General features: G+C 66.9%; 15 protein-coding genes and 1 pseudogene. 7 read left to right on the top strand and 9 right to left on the bottom strand.

Going from position 1 to position 15,174, the window contains the following annotated elements:
• The first annotated feature begins 60 nt into the window (after window positions 1-60).
• A complete protein-coding gene (locus KV381_RS00145) occupies window positions 61-771 on the top strand; it encodes a hypothetical protein (protein ID WP_218784178.1) in 711 nt (236 codons plus the stop codon).
• A gap of 27 nt (window positions 772-798) precedes the next feature.
• Window positions 799-1,932, top strand: coding sequence for an IS630 family transposase (locus KV381_RS00140; RefSeq protein ID WP_218784177.1), 1,134 nt, complete (start codon window positions 799-801; stop codon window positions 1,930-1,932).
• A gap of 127 nt (window positions 1,933-2,059) precedes the next feature.
• Here the strand turns inward: KV381_RS00140 and KV381_RS00135 are convergent, their stop codons facing one another.
• Window positions 2,060-2,569: an ATP-binding protein gene (locus KV381_RS00135; protein ID WP_218784176.1), complete on the bottom strand. Its 510-nt coding sequence runs from the start codon at window positions 2,567-2,569 to the stop codon at window positions 2,060-2,062.
• Between the two features lie 179 nt (window positions 2,570-2,748).
• Between KV381_RS00135 and KV381_RS00130 the strand changes: the two genes are divergently transcribed.
• Both KV381_RS00130 and KV381_RS00125 read left to right on the top strand, forming a co-directional pair.
• Window positions 2,749-2,982 carry a DUF397 domain-containing protein gene (locus KV381_RS00130; RefSeq protein ID WP_218784175.1) on the top strand — a complete coding sequence of 78 codons (234 nt, stop codon included), beginning with the start codon at window positions 2,749-2,751 and terminating at the stop codon, window positions 2,980-2,982.
• Window positions 2,983-3,074: 92 nt separating this feature from the next.
• Window positions 3,075-4,004: a helix-turn-helix transcriptional regulator gene (locus KV381_RS00125; RefSeq protein ID WP_210993306.1), complete on the top strand. Its 930-nt coding sequence runs from the start codon at window positions 3,075-3,077 to the stop codon at window positions 4,002-4,004.
• 18 nt (window positions 4,005-4,022) lie between these two features.
• Here the strand turns inward: KV381_RS00125 and KV381_RS00120 are convergent, their stop codons facing one another.
• The 3 genes from KV381_RS00120 to KV381_RS36265 form a co-directional block, all read right to left on the bottom strand.
• Window positions 4,023-4,844 (bottom strand): SAM-dependent methyltransferase, encoded by an 822-nt coding sequence (locus KV381_RS00120; protein WP_210993308.1) that lies wholly within the window; start codon window positions 4,842-4,844, stop codon window positions 4,023-4,025.
• A gap of 124 nt (window positions 4,845-4,968) precedes the next feature.
• Window positions 4,969-5,373: a hypothetical protein gene (locus KV381_RS00115; RefSeq protein WP_210993309.1), complete on the bottom strand. Its 405-nt coding sequence runs from the start codon at window positions 5,371-5,373 to the stop codon at window positions 4,969-4,971.
• Between the two features lie 93 nt (window positions 5,374-5,466).
• Window positions 5,467-6,315 (bottom strand): helix-turn-helix domain-containing protein, encoded by an 849-nt coding sequence (locus KV381_RS36265; protein ID WP_256994993.1) that lies wholly within the window; start codon window positions 6,313-6,315, stop codon window positions 5,467-5,469.
• A 1,491-nt stretch (window positions 6,316-7,806) separates the two neighbouring features.
• Between KV381_RS36265 and KV381_RS00105 the strand changes: the two genes are divergently transcribed.
• A complete protein-coding gene (locus KV381_RS00105; RefSeq protein ID WP_218784174.1) occupies window positions 7,807-8,478 on the top strand; it encodes an HNH endonuclease family protein in 672 nt (223 codons plus the stop codon).
• 152 nt (window positions 8,479-8,630) lie between these two features.
• Window positions 8,631-9,029 carry a hypothetical protein gene (locus KV381_RS00100; RefSeq protein WP_218784173.1) on the top strand — a complete coding sequence of 133 codons (399 nt, stop codon included), beginning with the start codon at window positions 8,631-8,633 and terminating at the stop codon, window positions 9,027-9,029.
• A 322-nt stretch (window positions 9,030-9,351) separates the two neighbouring features.
• Here the strand turns inward: KV381_RS00100 and KV381_RS00095 are convergent, their stop codons facing one another.
• From KV381_RS00095 to KV381_RS36260, 5 genes and pseudogenes are all read right to left on the bottom strand, one after another.
• Window positions 9,352-11,088: a fibronectin type III domain-containing protein gene (locus tag KV381_RS00095; RefSeq protein ID WP_256994992.1), complete on the bottom strand. Its 1,737-nt coding sequence runs from the start codon at window positions 11,086-11,088 to the stop codon at window positions 9,352-9,354.
• A gap of 172 nt (window positions 11,089-11,260) precedes the next feature.
• Window positions 11,261-11,617, bottom strand: a pseudogene (locus KV381_RS00090) (transposase); the annotation flags it as partial.
• A gap of 4 nt (window positions 11,618-11,621) precedes the next feature.
• Window positions 11,622-12,575, bottom strand: a complete 954-nt coding sequence (locus tag KV381_RS00085; protein ID WP_218784171.1) for a hypothetical protein — start codon at window positions 12,573-12,575, stop codon at window positions 11,622-11,624.
• Window positions 12,572-13,147 (bottom strand): RNA polymerase sigma factor, encoded by a 576-nt coding sequence (locus KV381_RS00080; protein ID WP_210993313.1) that lies wholly within the window; start codon window positions 13,145-13,147, stop codon window positions 12,572-12,574. Before KV381_RS00080 ends, KV381_RS00085 begins: the two co-directional genes overlap by 4 nt.
• A gap of 457 nt (window positions 13,148-13,604) precedes the next feature.
• Window positions 13,605-14,252 carry a hypothetical protein gene (locus KV381_RS36260; protein WP_256994991.1) on the bottom strand — a complete coding sequence of 216 codons (648 nt, stop codon included), beginning with the start codon at window positions 14,250-14,252 and terminating at the stop codon, window positions 13,605-13,607.
• A 636-nt stretch (window positions 14,253-14,888) separates the two neighbouring features.
• Between KV381_RS36260 and KV381_RS00070 the strand changes: the two genes are divergently transcribed.
• Window positions 14,889-15,152 carry a helix-turn-helix transcriptional regulator gene (locus KV381_RS00070; RefSeq protein WP_218784169.1) on the top strand — a complete coding sequence of 88 codons (264 nt, stop codon included), beginning with the start codon at window positions 14,889-14,891 and terminating at the stop codon, window positions 15,150-15,152.
• The last annotated feature ends 22 nt before the right edge of the window (window positions 15,153-15,174 follow it).

Genomic DNA, 15,174 nt, shown 5'->3' with positions numbered 1-15,174 from the left:
GGTGGCCAATGTGATGCTGACGCCGACAACTCCGCTCCCAATGATCATTCAGGGGTTCCGATGGGTGAACAATCAAGGTCTGCCCTGTCTTCGGTCGACTTCGACGCCGCTTGGTGCGCCACCGACCTCGGCAAGTACCGTGCCTGCCAATACACCTATGAGCACTACTCCCTTGAGAGTCTGCCGCCGCTGGACTCCAGCCAGTTCACGGGTGCCTTCCGATGGCTCGGGGACGCTGGCGACCTCATCCCGCGGCAGGTCATGAAGCTCAATGGGCTGGCAAGGGATCTGGCCGCCAGGGGCCTCACCTTGCCGCAGGATTTCGTGACGTTTCAGACCACCGAGAATCTGTACGGCTCGCTGGACGATGTTTCGGTAACTGGGTGCTGGACAAATCTCTCAGACCCGCTGCCCAGTCCCGTCGAGCCCGATGCCTTCCTGGTGCGGTTCTTCCGGGACCAGCAGGACTGCGTCATCTGGTACCTCTACCTCCGCCCGATGAGCGAGGCATTCGTGGTGTACTCCGACCTCGACTACGAGTTCGAGTACGAGGCGCGGCGCGATGGGGAGGAGACGCAGGCCGATCTTGAGGATGCGGAGGAGCAGAGGGCCGCGATCCTTTGGTGTGCGCCGTCATTCGAGGAGTTTGCCCATCGGTTCTGGATCGAGAACCGCCTCTGGCATGCGGTCAACGACCGTGAACCGCCACTGCTCGAGCCGCAGCTGCAGGATTACTTGAATCACTACGCGCCGCCTGGAGCTCCCATCTGACCGCGCATTGAGCGAGATCCTATGCGGATGCCAGAGCGTGTACGGGTTCGTGAGATCGATGACGACGAGGGCCGGCGGCTGCTGCGGATCATCCGCAGGGGCACCGGGTCGGTGGTGACCTGGCGGCGGGCTCAGATGGTGCTGCTGTCCGCTCAGGGCATGCCGGTGGCGAGAATCGCCGAGGTGTCGTTCACCAGTGACGATCGTGTCAGAGACGTGATCCACAACTTCAACACGGACGGCTTCGGCTCGCTGTATCCGAAGTATTCCGGCGGCCGGCCGAAGACGTTCACGTTGCCGGAACGACGCGAGATCAAGAAGATCGCCAAGTCCAAGCCGACCGAGCACGACCTGCCGTTCTCGACCTGGACTCTGACCAAGTTGGCGGACTTCCTGGTCGCCGAGGGGGTGGTCGACGACATCAGCTACGAGGGCCTGCGCATCCTACTCCGCGAGGAAGGCGTCTCCTTTCAACGCCTGAAGACCTGGAAGACCTCCCGCGATCCGGACTACGCGGCCAAGAAGGCCCGCGTCGAGCACCTCTATGCGATCGCAGACGGCGAGGTCATACCCGAGGACGGTGAACCCGAGGTCATTTTCTGCATGGACGAGTTCGGGCCCCTCAACCTGATGCCGCACCCGGGCCGGCAGTGGGCCGAACGGGGAGGTAAGCACAAGGACCCCGACCGCGAGCCCCGGCGACGGCGCCGGGCGACCTACAACCGCTACGGCGGGGTCCGGCACCTGTTCGCTGCCCTGGACCTGACCAAGGACAAGCTCTACGGCCACATCAAACCGGTCAAGAAGAGGACCCAGTTCCTGGAGTTTTGCCGCTACCTCCGCACGTTTCACCCACCAACGGTGCGGATCGCGATCGTCAGCGACAACTTCTCCCCGCACCTGACCACGAAAAAGTGCCAGCGCGTCGGCACCTGGGCAGCGGCGAACAACGTGGAGATGGCCTACACCCCGACCAACAGCTCCTGGCTCAACCGCATCGAGGCCCAGTTCACAGCCCTGCGCTACTTCACCCTCGACGGCACCGACCACGCCGACCATAAAGAGCAGGGCAGCATGATCCGCCGCTACATCATCTGGCGAAACCGCCACGCCGACGACAGGCGCCTACGCGCCGTCGTCCACAGGGCGAACGTTGCCTGATGCGGCACTAGCCAGTGTCGGTTGCTTCAGTCGGGTAGTCGGTAAGCCCGTTTATACATCGAGGGGCCCTGACCGACTGCCTGCGGCTGTTTCTCCCTCCAGCCCGCAGGATGATGTCCAGGGCTTCTCAGGGCCTTCTGCGGGCCGGAGCGGGAGGTAACGCCAGCCGCGCCCAGACGGCTTTGCCGGTGGCGCCGGAGGGTTTCCACCCCCACCCCTCACTGAGTGCCTCGACGATGGGCAGTCCGCGGTGGTCCTCGGCCAGGGGAGCGGGCGGTGTGAGGCGGGGCCTGCGCTGGCTGGGGTCGTACACCACGCAGAGCAGGCTGTGCGGGCGCCGGGTCAGGGCCAGCCACACGACGGGGCGGCTGCCATCGGGCAGGGGGGTGCGGCGTTTGCCGTGGCGTACCGCATTGGCGACGAGCTCGGATGCGATCTGCACAGCGTCCTCGCGCACGGGGTTCAGGTTCCAGCGGCGGACGACGTCGGAGGTGAACTTCCGTGCGTCTCTCAGACACCGGGTGTCCGTGCTGATGCGGTGGGCGGCGAAAGGCGGTGCCGCGAGCGCGAGATGGGACACGATCCCGGAGTGGCCGCTGGCACCGCTGTGCTGGCGCTGATGTGTTCGGTTTTCCATGAGCGGTTTCCCCGTAAGTGAGCGTGTCGGCGGCTCACTGCATCTTGTCCCGCTACCTGCCGCGCTAATGCTCGTTCCTGAAAGGACGGCTGAAATTTCAGCGGCCCCGGTCGCACGAACGTTCCCGCTGATGGGTGTGGACGACTGTGGCCGAGGGGCCGACAGGAGGCGGATTTTCAATGACAGTGCAGCTCAACGGCGTTAGTGCTGAGACGATCACGGGGGCGGTCTGGCGGAAGAGCGCGCGGAGCAACGCGGCCGGAAACTGTGTGGAAGTCGCCCGACTGGAGGGGGGAGAAATTGCCATGCGCAACTCCCGCTTCCCCTCAGGGCCGGCGCTGGTCTACACCCCGGCCGAGATGGAATCGTTTCTCCTCGGCGTGAAGGACGGCGAGTTCGACTTCGCCCTGTAACGAATCGTGTTGCTCTGGCCAGTACATGCTTCCTCTTTGTCAGGCTGACATACTGGCGCCCCGAACAAGGGGGCTCAGGGGAGGCATTCGGAATGACTGGCCAGCACGGGGAAAACCGTTCCATACGCGGTTTCGCACCCCGGCCCCATCTCGGTGCGGCAGCCCACCGCAGAGCCCTCGGCGAGCACCTGCGACGCTGCCGCACCGGCATTGGGATGACCGGGAAAGCCGCGGCCCGCCACATCGGAACATCCGGGCCGACGGTGAGCCGACTGGAAAAGGGCGAACGGACCGAGAACACCGGCCAGCACGCCACCGCCCTGCTGCGTCTGTGCGGAGTCACCGACCGCCAGGAACTCTCCCACGCGCTGTCGATCGCGGCTCAGGGCGAGCAGCCGGATGCCTGGGAGGCGTACGGCAACTCCATCGCCCGCTGGGTGCAGCCGCTGCTCGCTCTCGAACCGGCCGCCCAGCGGATCATGGCCTACGAACCACAGCTCGTCCCTGGCTGGCTGCAGACCACCGAATACGCCCAACTCGTCATCCGCGCAGGCTTCCCGGACCTGTCCCAGGCAGAGGTCGAAGCCCGCGCACGGGCCCGGGGCAACCGCTTGAGCATGTTCCACCGGGACCAGGACCCGCCGGCCATGGTCGCTATCATGGATGAAGACGTGCTGCGCCGCCCTGTGGGCAGCCCCGGCGTGCTGTACCGGCAGATCGAGCACCTGATCCAGCTGCTCAAGAGCGACCTGCGGCACCGCATCAACCTCCACATCGCTCCGCTCTCGATGGGGATGACAGGCGCTGTAGGGCATCCGATCGTGCACCTGAGGTTCGCCGACGCCCTGCTGTCCGATTTCGTCTACCTCGAGCAGAGCGAAGGCGCCCGCTGCGTCGAGGGCGAAGGCGAGGCGGAACGCTACCTGTCGCGCGTCACCACCCTCTCCGGCATGGCCAACCCCGCCGCCCTCACCCTGACTCAGCTGGAGGACCGGCTGGACGAGCTGGCCACCGGCCGCTAGCGAACCCACGGGGCCGGTTCAGGGAACCAGGCCGGCCCCGCCGAACTCCTCCCACTCAAAGCTCTGCTGGGGTGGAGCAACAGGCACATCGGCAGGGCGCCACCGGGAGACCTCGACCAGGCCCGGCTCGACAACCGACAGCCCGTTGTCCTCGAAGTAGCTCTCGACGTCAGCCCGGGTCCGCACCCGGCCCCAGTGCCCCCGGGTCTCACGGTCCATGAACGCAGACACCTCATCACGGACCTGCTCGCTCTCGCTGACCAACTGGCAGATGACCATCACACTGCCGCTGGCCAGCCGGCTCCGCACCCTGCGGATGAGGTCAACGGGCCGGTCCGCATCGGGAATGCAGTGCAGAACCGAAACGAACAGCGCACCGACCGGCTCCCGGAAATCAATCAACCGCCGCACCGGCTCACTGTCGAAGATCTCCTGAGTGTCACGCATGTCCGCCTGCAGGACAGCGGTCCGGTCATCGGTCTCCAGAAGAGCCCCGCCCACACTGCGCACGATCGGATCGCTGTCCACGTACACGACCCTGGAGGCACCGTCGACGCGCTGAGCGATCTGGTGCACGTTGTCCTGCGTCGGCAGCCCTGACCCGTGGTCGATGAACTGACGGATGCCGTACTCCCGGGCGAGAGTCCGCACTACCCGCTGAAGAAAGGCCCGGTTGTTCAGGGCGAGGTCCTTCATGCTCGGGACCTGCTGTAAGAGGTGGTCGCACGCAGCACGATCGGCGGAGAAATTGTCCTTGCCGTCCAGAAGATGGTCGTACATCCGCGCGACGCTCGGAGTCCTCACGTCCACACCGTACGGAAGCTGATTCTCGGCCGTCATCGCATCCCCCGGAAAATTCATGGCGTGGCCGGATCGGCCCGCACCGGAAGAGAGACAGCGTAGTGAAATTTCAGAAAGCGCACGAGACCACGATCGGCTGAAAAGCAGCCGCACCACGCCCCTCTCAGGCGGCGTCGCAGGACTGCTGAGCCCCGCAGCAAGCATCCGCCGGGCAGCCGGCCGAGTGCAGCGCGACAAGGAACTCGCCACGCGTCAGCCCCATGAGATCGGAGGCCCGGCCGATATCCATCCTGAGATGGTCCCGCAGCACATGCGCGTCGCCGCTGCAGACCCGGCCCCCGGGGCAGGAAGCTGGTGAACCGTCCGCGTCATCCACGCAGGCGGCCAGCAGACGCCAGGCCGCCGCGGCAGGGTGGGAACAGCCCAGCGTGGCGGACCAGCGGACCGCGAGCGCAGTGAGGGAATCCTCCACCACCCGCTCCGCCAACTCGCGCGTGCCCAGCCTCGCCGTGGCATAGGCGACATAGCCCGTCCTGTACAAGTCACGAAAGGCACGGAAAGCGATCACCGCGGTGCGGTCACCACCAGCCTCGTGCAAAGAAGGGGCGCTCGATGCGACTGCGGGCCGCTGAGGTGTCATCATCCTGGGCCGTCCCCGCCCTCAACCGGTCGTCTCGCTGACCAGATCACTGACACAGGGGTCATCCGTCATCAGGAAGCTGTAATGGATCGCCTCCCACAGCGGCTTGAAATCCGCAGCCTGCCCACCCAACGCGGTGACCAGCGCCCCGACAACCTCCCACTCCGGAACCGCATTCCCCCGTAGAACCTGGGCAACGACCTGCACAGGCACCAGCCCATGACTGCGCCGGTGAATCTCGTCAGGTGTCGGCCGTGCAGCGGCCAGGTGCAGTCCCCGCAACGCAGCCTTCAGCGCAGCGATGTACTCCGTCACCGTCTGCCGCGGAGGCTGCTCGATGCCATGAGCCGCCTCACACAACAGCCGCAACTCCCCAGGCTCGTGCCCCAGGATGCTGCACAGATGACACACCAGGTCCCACGAGGGAAGCCGTTCTCCCGACAAGATCCTGGAGATGAAGGAAGGAGAGAGCATCGTGCGGTCCGCGATCACTCGGATGCTGAGGCCGCTCTTTCGCTGCAGGTAGGACAGGGCCGCCGCCAGCCTCTGACGCGCGGTGGCCGCCATCGGCCTCACCGGCTTCTGCCCCTCACCCTGTTGAAGCGAGGACATAGACCGAGGCGAGGGAAGCGGCGCTGCTCTCTGAGCGATAGCACGGTGATCCAGCAGCCGCCGCACCCGGTCCGGACTCCACTTGGTGCGGGCCGTCTCAGCAGTGACATTCACCGCCTTGGCAATGTCCTCCCACCTGGCACCACGGTCCCGATCCGCCCCGACCTCAGCCGCGAGAAAGTAGTCAATCTCCTGCTGAACAGCCCGGGCACGCTGCACCAGTTCCCCCAGACCCTCACCCGCGTACGTCGCCTCCAACAGAAGGCTAGCCAGCCGGTGAGCCTCAGCCGCAATCTCATGCCCCGGAGACGTCCCGGCGTGACCGGCGGCCGGCCTCTCCCGTTCCCGCCGCCTCTGCGCCTGACGCCGATGCCCCTCGTCACAATAGGAACGGCGCCTCCCCGGGCCGCTGGCGGCAGGAAGCGACGCCCCACAGAAACCACAGACACGACTCGCAGCATCCCTTGTCACCGCATCCTCCTTCGCGCTGATCGCCGTCACCGGCAGCCCCGCTGAAGACCTGCCGCCGGACTCGATTACTCCTCTCCTTGAGAGGCACCATTCGCTGCGCCGACCGTGACTCCTGCCTGTCTGGCACCACGGCCGGCGCATCCGGGCCGGGCGGCCTTCAGTCGGCGCGAGCCCACAGCCAGGAGAACCGCGAATCACGGCACGCCCAAGCGATCACCCCGGCCCCTCCCAGCGCATACGCCGCCGCCCAGGACTCCTCGGCGGGGTCGAAAAGGAGAGCCGCCAGGGCCAGGACTCCTCCGAGATTCAGCGTGACAACGCAGGCACGCAGCCGTGCGAAACCCGCCTTGCCGGCGCTACCGTTAGCACCACCCCGAGACGCCACGGCGCCACGGAACGCATATCGAGAAGGCATGAGATTCCTCCAAGGAGACTCGTAACTGAACGAATGCGGTAGGGGGCTTGGTTCTAGGTTTGCGGCCGGGCCCAGGCCCCCTCCTGACCGCGACACTAGCCCGGTCGAAGCCCCGAGCGCCACGCACTCATGCCGTAATCCGATATATCTGCCCGCACCCAAGCTGAGAAACGCTCACCGATTCGATTCAGGCACTCCGTTGCCAATCGAGCTGCCAATATGAGCCCTCAGATGCGCGAAATGCGACAGGCCTCGCCTTCCGTTGATCGCAATTGATCGGGGGTGGGAAACCTGCAGCAGCAACAGGTTCTCTGGAATTTCAGTTCGACGCCAGCCTTCAGACAGCAGAACACCAGGCTGACCAACAGACCGCGTCCGGTGACCTCGCGGCTCCTCGCGCCTGCTGGCGAGCTTTCCGGGCCCCCGGGCCGCCAGGACAGACCCCACACCTGGTGGTGATGCCGGTCCCGCCCGGCAGCCAGAGGCTGCTGCACAGCGAGCGCGACGGACCGCAACACAGAGCTGGCCGGCTTCGTGACCGACGCACCGAGCGTAAAGACCTCGACCAGCCTCCCCACGCGCGAACAGGGTGTTGATGTGGGCAAAGGATCGTCGGCTGCGAACACAGCACGGTCATTCGTACGACCGGCCTGATCCGCACCGTGCTCGGCACAGCCGCCAGGACCCGCCGCGAAACGGCTCCTCCACCGCCTCGCCGCCAGCCACCCGAGTTGCCAACCTCCGCCCGTGCATCGGAATAACCAGGTGCGGAAGCGTTCCTGCGGTGAACCCTCTCCCCCGTGCGAGTGAGCACAGGGGCGCCCAGCTTCGCCAAGGACCGGTGTGGCCGGTAGAACACCTTGGTGATCAAGAACTTTGTGCGCGGATTCAGCGCGCTTTCCCTCGCCCTCGTACCCCTGCTCTCCGCTCCTGCAGCACAGGCCGCTCCGGCGGCGGAGGTGACGACACTGGCCGACGCCGTCGGCCTGGTCCAGGTGACCGAGGAGGACCGCACCGGCTACACCCGGTCCTCGTTCAAGCACTGGAACTCGGGCGACGACGCGACCGACGGATGCAACACGCGCACTGAGGTCCTGATTTCCGAGGCGGTTGTCGCGCCGACGGTGGAGGCCGGCTGCAAGCTGAGCGGTGGCACGTGGCGCTCGTACTACGACGTCCAGGAGGTCACCAGCGCTGGTGCGTTGGACATCGACCACATGGTCCCGTTGGCCGAGGCGTGGGACTCCGGTGCTTCCGGCTGGACTGCGGCGCGGCGGGAGGCGTACGCGAACGACCAGGGCTCTACAGTCTCGTTGGTCGCGGTGACCGCGCGCAGCAACCGGCAGAAATCTGACCAGGACCCGGCCGACTGGATGCCGCCGTCCCCGGAGGCGCAGTGCCGGTACGTGGGGGAGTGGGTGTCGACCAAGCTCCGCTGGCAGCTCACCGCGGATGACCGCGAGCTCGAAGCGCTGAAGGTGTACGCCGAGGGCCCGTGCGAGGACACCATCGTCCGGTACACACACGCCGCCTGACCCGCCCCCGCCGGGCGGGAACGCCGGCGAAGCCCTTCACAGCCGGCCGCTCCCGCCCGCTCCCCGGGGAGCGGGCCAGGTTGTCAGTGGCCACTCGTACCGTCGAAGACAGGTGCTGGAGCGACCGGACCTGTGTGAGAACGGAGTGGGCCATGGGCGAAATCAAGGTGAGCAGCCACAACCTCGGGCGGCTCCTGGCCGACAGCACCGGCAGCCCGGCCCGCTCCTACCAGGCCGTCTTCTCCGAGCTCGCCGAATCCCACCGGGGCCGGCCGGTCACGAAGATCGTGGTGCTGCGGCGCCGGGCGGCGGACGAGGCGCTACTCGGGCTCGCGGCCGCGGGCTTGGTCGAGCAGGCCGAGGCGATCCGGACCGGCGAGCGGTGCGTACTGCGGATCCGTGTCACCGAGGCCGGCGACGGCGGGCGTGGCCGGGGCTGGTGGGCCCGTCCGGTCGACGTGCGAAGGGCGCCCGGACGGGCACCGCACCCAACGCTGCACCCTCCAGGCTCGGGGCCGCGAACGCCATGCCCGGGCCGCGAACGTCCGTAGCCCTTCCGTCCACCACGGGACCGCTCCGCAACATAGGCGGGGACAGCCTGCCCGGCGGGGCGTGCCGTGCCTATCCGCCGGTGTCCCAGTGTGCTGCTGCAGCCCCCGACCGACCGGTTGTCCAGTTCCTCCCGACCGATATTCCGTCAACGCCTTGTCGGGGGTGCTCACGCGTGCGGCTAACCTGCTGCGCGGTGGGCTCTTCCTTGCCCTCTCCCTGTCGACTTGGTGCTCGTTCCCCTCGCAGGGGCCTTGAGGCTCGACGGCAGCTCTGCCGCCCAGGTGAGGTCACGAGGGCCTGCCTCGGCGGCCCTCTATGTCGTCAGTCTGTCGCGGGCATGGGCGAAGAGATACGCGGCGACTGCTCAAGAGTCTTCTTCGTACCGTCTGCGGCGACGGCAACAATGACGTACCACTTGTCGGGGGAGGCTAGGAGGGGCCACCTCATTGAGGTGGCGTCGCCGGGGACCTTGTATCTGTTGAGGGAGTAGAACCGGTCTTTGGTGTCCGGTGTGGTTGCCGGGTACCAGAAGCCGTCGTGTATCTCGTAGTGATCCACGGCTCCGGGAGCAGCCGGGTTCCAGCTGAGGTTGACGCGGTTGCCGTCGAGGATGCCTCGGAAACCAGTGGCGGGGGCGGGCGCGGCCGGGACCGTGACGGATATGGGGGCGCTGGGCAGAGCGCGCATCGTGGCGTCGTGGTAGGGCTCCACGGTGAAGTTGTTCGTCACTCCCGGTGTCACGGTGGCTGTGCAGCGGAAGCTGAGGCGGTCGGCTTCCTGCTGGTAGGTCAGGGAGCGGCAGTGTTCCGCGTTGTCGGTCGATTCGCCGGATGGCCTGTCGGCGCTCGGGGTGCGGTGCAGGCGGTAGTCGGACCAGCGGATGGCGAAGGTGTCCAGTGGTTGGGTCCACTGCAGGAGTGCGGTGTTGCTGCCCTGGTAGGAGATGGTGACGTCGTTGAGCCGGGGGTGCCAGAAGGCGTTCGGGTAGACCTCGTCGGCGGTGGAGGCAGGGGCCGCGTTACCTGCGGTGTCGTACGCCTCGACACGGTAGGCGATGTTCGCGCCCAGTGCCGGTACGTAGTCGGTGTGGGTGGTGCCGGTGGTCCGTGCGACCTCGGTCCAGACCCTGGGGACGCCGGAGTGCAGGATCAGGCGCAGCACGCGATACCGGGCGGCGTCCGGGACGGCTTTCCAGGTCAGGAGGTAGCTTTCGCGTGTCTGGTCGGTTCCCATGGTGACGGTGGGGATGACGCGTGCCGGAGCGGTCTTGTCGGCGGTGACGACGGGGAGGTCGGCGGTGCCGGTGGACTCGTTGCCCGCCTTGTCATAGGCGCGGGCCTCGTAGTAGAAGACCTGGCCGGTGGCGCGCGGGGTGTCCACGTACGAAGTGGCTTTGGTCTGGGCGACCTTGGTGTAGGCGGCCGTGCCCTTGAGGCGGCGGTAGACGCGGTATCCGGCGAGGTCCATGTCCACGTTCGAGGACCAGCGGACGGTGGATTTGGTGGTGGTCGTGTTGTACGTCGCCGTGATGCCGGCGGGCGTGCGGGGCTTGGTCTTGTCTACGGCCGCTGAGGTGCGGGGCGCGTACGCGAAGGAGACGTTGGCGGCGCCGGTCCAGTTCACGTAGTCGATGCGTAGCGTGTGCTTGCCGCTGGGGATCGTGACGTTGACGGTCTTCTTCTGGGTGGTGGAGACGTTCTTCCAGATGTTGATCTTGCGTACGCCGTCGAGGTAGACGCGGACGCCGTCACGGGCGGCGGTGGTGAAGGTGAAGGGGCCGCCGTTGCCGAAGTCGCGGACCAGGCTGTAGCGGACGCCGAAGTTGTTCGTCGGGAGGCCGGAGGCTGGAGCCCCGGTGCCCCAGTTCTGGTCCATCACGTTGTCGCAGTCGGTCTTCTTCGGAGTGCCGGAGAAGGTGGTGTTCGCGTAGAACGTGCGGGTGAAGTGGTTGGTCTTGCACGGGGTGGCGGCCGACGCGGGCGAGGCGGCGAGGAAACCCCCTGCCGTGGCGAGGACGACGGCCGCGGACACCGGTCTCAGCCGGGTACTGGTCTTCAACTGGGGTGACCCCTTCATTTGGCCCGCCGTGTACGCACGGCAATACGCGCGCAGAGAGGGCGGAATAGCGCGAAACGAGATGAAATAAGGTTGAGCAGAGGCGGACTGCTACACGCCTGGAGTGGATCTTACGGTCTGCTTTCCCTTGCTGACGAGGCCTTTAGGGGTCCTTTCAGAATGCTGGGTGCTTGCGGGCGAGGGTCATGCAGTGGGCGAGCTGGAGGAAGGCGTCGTGCATGTCGTCTCAGGCCTCCCAGCGGGTTCGTAAGCGGCGAGGGCCGTGGAGCCAGGCGATGGCAGACTCGGCAACCCATCGCACACGACCCAGGCCCGAACCGTGTGCCTGACCGCGACGGGCGATCTTCGGGACGATGCCCCGCTCACGCAGTCGGCGGCGGTAGATGTCGTAGCCGCGGTCCGCATACAAGGCGCGGGGCTTTCGCCGGGGTCGGCCCCGCTTGCCGCGCACCGGCGGCAGGCCGTCGACCAGTGGCAGGAGCTGGGTGACGGTGTTGCGGTGCCGCTGCGTCTGCTCAGATGTCCACTGGGACCGTGCTGTCGCGGGGTTCCGCGCCGACGATCAGCTCCCCGTGTCCCGTGCCGGCGGCCAGTGATGCCCTCCAGATACGTTCCTTCCACTCGGGGGGCCAGCTGGTCGTTGTGTCCCACCGGATGCCTTCGAGATCGACTCCGTCCAGGTCGACCGATTGAAGGTCGGCCCCCCGGAAGTCGGTACTGGCCTCTTCTACGGCTGCCACTGCCGTAGACAGTGCCAGCGCCTCCCGGTAGGCCAGGTCGAGGTCGTCGGCCAAGTCCTGCGACACCTCGAGCGCGCCGAGCCACGACATGTCCGTCCAGCGGAAATGAAGCAGCAGTTCGTTGTCGAGCAGTTGCTTGGAGCGGCGGGCCTCTGCCACCAGCCGCCACGTGCACGTGGCCAGGAAATCCTCCACTTCTTCCATGTAGTCCAATCCACCCAGACCAGGCTGGGGTACCTGGTCCGGCTGCGGAAGGGCAAGCACGCGGCCCATTCCGCTGCTTACCCGCAGGAGCTGGTCACGGGCGGTGTCCGGAAGTATTTCCTCCTCCAGATCGACGACGAGCCGCTGCACGGTGTCCACCGCGTCCCGAATGACCCGAACGGCATCCAGAGGCCAGTACCGCCGCGCACAGTTCAAGGCCTGCTCGCGGTACTTGAGCCGCACGAACGCAGGGCGCCGCATCAAGAGTCCCTCGGAAGACCCCTCCCGGTCGGCTGCGGCACGCTCGCGAGGCGCTCTGCGTCCCGTACGGGCCAGTCGCCCCACAACCGCATCCCCGGTCTGGCGATGGGCCGCCGCGAGCAGACGCCCCAGCGTCTGATCAGGGTCCCGCAGTTCCGGCGGCCCGCCGCTGCTCATCAGGCCGTCGTAGACGGCGATCCCCAGTTGCTTGTGCGCTCGTGCCAGCAAAGTCTCAAGCTGTTCGGATGCCCGGTCGCGGTTCATCGCTCCTCCTCTGCAGTCTCGTAGCCCAGTCCTTCAAGTCCCAGCCGGGCTTTGAGAGTCGCCCGCGCCCGGGAGAGGTTCTGCCGGGCGGCCTCGGGCGAGATACCCATCGCATCGGCGCTCTCCTGTGTGGTGAATCCGTCCAGAGTCCAGGCCAGCGCCGCACGTTGCTTGGACGGCAACAACAGCAGCATCTCGATCACACGCCGCTCTTCGACGCCGAGTTCCACAGCATGCGCAGGCGAATCCCAATGCGCAGTCGGCCGGTCCGGAACCTCCTCGCAAGGCTCCTCCCGCACCTGCTGACGTAACCAGGAGCGCCAGGCCACCGTGCGCAGCCACGCCTTGGGGTAGCGAATACTCGTCCCCGGCCGGCACATCTGCGTGAAGGCGTCCTGCGCGGCGTCCTGCGCCTCGCTCCAGGACGCCCCGTGCAGCAGCAGGAAGCGCACAAGGCCCGGAAACTCGGCATGGTGCAGATCCTCGGCAAGATCTCTCCCCTGCAGATCCACTGGGGAGAACCGGTCAAGCGGATCACTCACCCGAAGTTCAGCCTCGGCCGCGTCCTCCATGACGGCTCACCCCGACCTGTGCCAGGCAGCCGGAGCCACAGCCCGTCGAGGGTGAAGGCAGGCTGTTCTGAGCGTGCTCGGCGAGCAGCCTGGACACATGAAGCCCCACTTCATGCTTCAGCCGCTTCCGGGCGAACCGTAGGGTACTGCTCACAGCCCCCAGAAACACGATCGCTACGCTCGTGATCAACACCGGATCCACCCTTGCGCTCCCGCCTCTTCGAGCATTGGTGGCTCCCGGACGGGCGCCACGCTAACTAGTGCTGTCGGCAGGCCGGACTGTGACATCCCGGGCTGAGAATTCTCGGCCCGGGCCCGGCCAGCGCCCAAGCACCGGCCGGGCCCGGGCAGGAAAGGTAGACCACGTCGCAGAGTCCGCGGTCAGGCCGTGCAGGTAACCGGTCCTGGAAGGAGTGGAGCCAAGTCCGTCCGCCGGCCGAGCGGAAGACTGCGGGAATTACTCTGCGCCAGGGCCTTCAGCCCGGCCGGTATGTGAGGTCACACGGTCAGACTCAAGGCCTGGGTAGTTGTCGGTGAGGTGGTTGTGCCGGGCGAGCTCCCAGTGCAGGTCTTCGGGGACAGCACCGTGCGCCCAGGAGCGCAGGAAGCGCGTGGCGGCAAGTATGTCGAGCAAGGGGATGAGCTCTTGAGGCGGGAGGCCGCACATGCGCGCGAGAGTTTCCTGCTCAGCAGATGCTGGCGCGCCCGGCTCGTCCGGGAGGTGTGCGGCCAGTGCCAGTGCCAGCAGACGCGGGGATGTGCCGAGTTGGCGGATTTCGCTCATCTGGCAGGTGCGCAGTATCCAGTTGGCCGCCCGGGCGCGGTCTGCGCGAGTCGGTGCCTGCATCCGCACAGCGGTGTCCAAGAGTTCCACCGAGATGCCTGCGTGTGTCAGTCCGGTGGGGGAGTACAGCCAGCCGGCGGCTTCCAGTTCGGTGAACGCAGACGGCTCCGAAGCAATCCGCATGCCGCGGATCAAGCCGGCGGGGATGTTCACCTTCCCGGTGGTGGTGGAACGCAGGGCGCACTGCAGGGCCAGCAGGCGAGCAGCCGCACTGGTCCGGGCGGGAAGAGCAGCAGCCAGATAGCTGAGCATCTCCCGCACGCGCACCTGCTCCGAGGGGCCGTGCGATGTACTCCTGCGCTGCCTTTGCCGGATCCGTTTCACCGACGCTGCCGGAGAGGCCGTGGCGAGGACTGTGTCGGGCACGACCGCGGCATGGTCAGTGGCTGCCGCGCAGGCGGCGCAGGTGTCGGCGAGCCGCCAGAGCCGGCCGCCGTGCTCGCGGGTGAGGACGAGTAGGACGGGTCCGGAGCAGCCGCGGTGGCGTGGGTGCCACCTGCAGCCGTGTGAGTGGCACTGGCAGGTCCGAAGGTGCCTGGGAAGGAAGTCATGGCGGGCGTGAGCGGCCAGGTGGGTCAGTGCCTGGGACGGCGCGGTCCGCAGGGATGGTACGGAGGGTGGGCACTGCAGGCAGCGCAGCATGGTCCCTCCGTGTTCAGGGTGCAGCTCCACGATCCAGGTGCGTCGCACCAGCGGGTGCGTCGTGCAGAGCCTCATCTGATTGGTCTTTCTCCTGGTCCTCGGCGCGCTTGATCTGCTGGTGCGGTGGGGCGGGGGGAGTGGGACGGCAGCACACCGTAGTGCAGACCTCTGCCCTGTGTGGGGGCGTGGCGACCTGCGGAAATAGGGCAGAGGTCTGCACTGACAGGGCAGGTGTCTGCACCTTCGGATGGTGGGGTGACGATCTTCCCGCCCGACCCGAACCTCACCGCCCTCCGCCTGGAGCTGGCGCGGCTGAGGGGCGAACGCGGCTGGAGCTACGACGAGCTCGCCCGCCGAACCGGCCTGGCCAGGCGCACCCTCATCGAAATCGAGCAAGGCCGCACCATCGGCTCACTCACGACCTGGCATGCCATCGCCCACGCCCTCGACGTCCCCGTCGACCACCTCTTCGCCCGCCTCTGCGAAGGTCACGAACCTCCAGCCGAACTCACCTCCTGAGCACTCAGGGCCACCGCCTGGG

Source organism: Streptomyces sp. WY228, from assembly GCF_019287315.1.
GTDB classification, from domain to species: domain Bacteria; phylum Actinomycetota; class Actinomycetes; order Streptomycetales; family Streptomycetaceae; genus Streptomyces; species Streptomyces caviscabies.
Note: the sequence above shows the minus strand (reverse complement) of the source record. Positions and strands in the feature narration are given on the sequence as shown.

Coding starts and splice junctions, on each gene's coding strand:
- KV381_RS00130 (WP_218784175.1), top strand. CDS start 2,749: ATGACAGTGCAGCTCAACGGCGTTAGTGCTGAGACGATCACGGGGGCG.
- KV381_RS00120 (WP_210993308.1), bottom strand. CDS start 4,844: ATGACGGCCGAGAATCAGCTTCCGTACGGTGTGGACGTGAGGACTCCG.
- KV381_RS00125 (WP_210993306.1), top strand. CDS start 3,075: ATGACTGGCCAGCACGGGGAAAACCGTTCCATACGCGGTTTCGCACCC.
- KV381_RS00140 (WP_218784177.1), top strand. CDS start 799: ATGCCAGAGCGTGTACGGGTTCGTGAGATCGATGACGACGAGGGCCGG.
- KV381_RS00080 (WP_210993313.1), bottom strand. CDS start 13,147: ATGGAGGACGCGGCCGAGGCTGAACTTCGGGTGAGTGATCCGCTTGAC.
- KV381_RS00085 (WP_218784171.1), bottom strand. CDS start 12,575: ATGAACCGCGACCGGGCATCCGAACAGCTTGAGACTTTGCTGGCACGA.
- KV381_RS00135 (WP_218784176.1), bottom strand. CDS start 2,569: ATGGAAAACCGAACACATCAGCGCCAGCACAGCGGTGCCAGCGGCCAC.
- KV381_RS00145 (WP_218784178.1), top strand. CDS start 61: ATGGGTGAACAATCAAGGTCTGCCCTGTCTTCGGTCGACTTCGACGCC.
- KV381_RS00100 (WP_218784173.1), top strand. CDS start 8,631: ATGGGCGAAATCAAGGTGAGCAGCCACAACCTCGGGCGGCTCCTGGCC.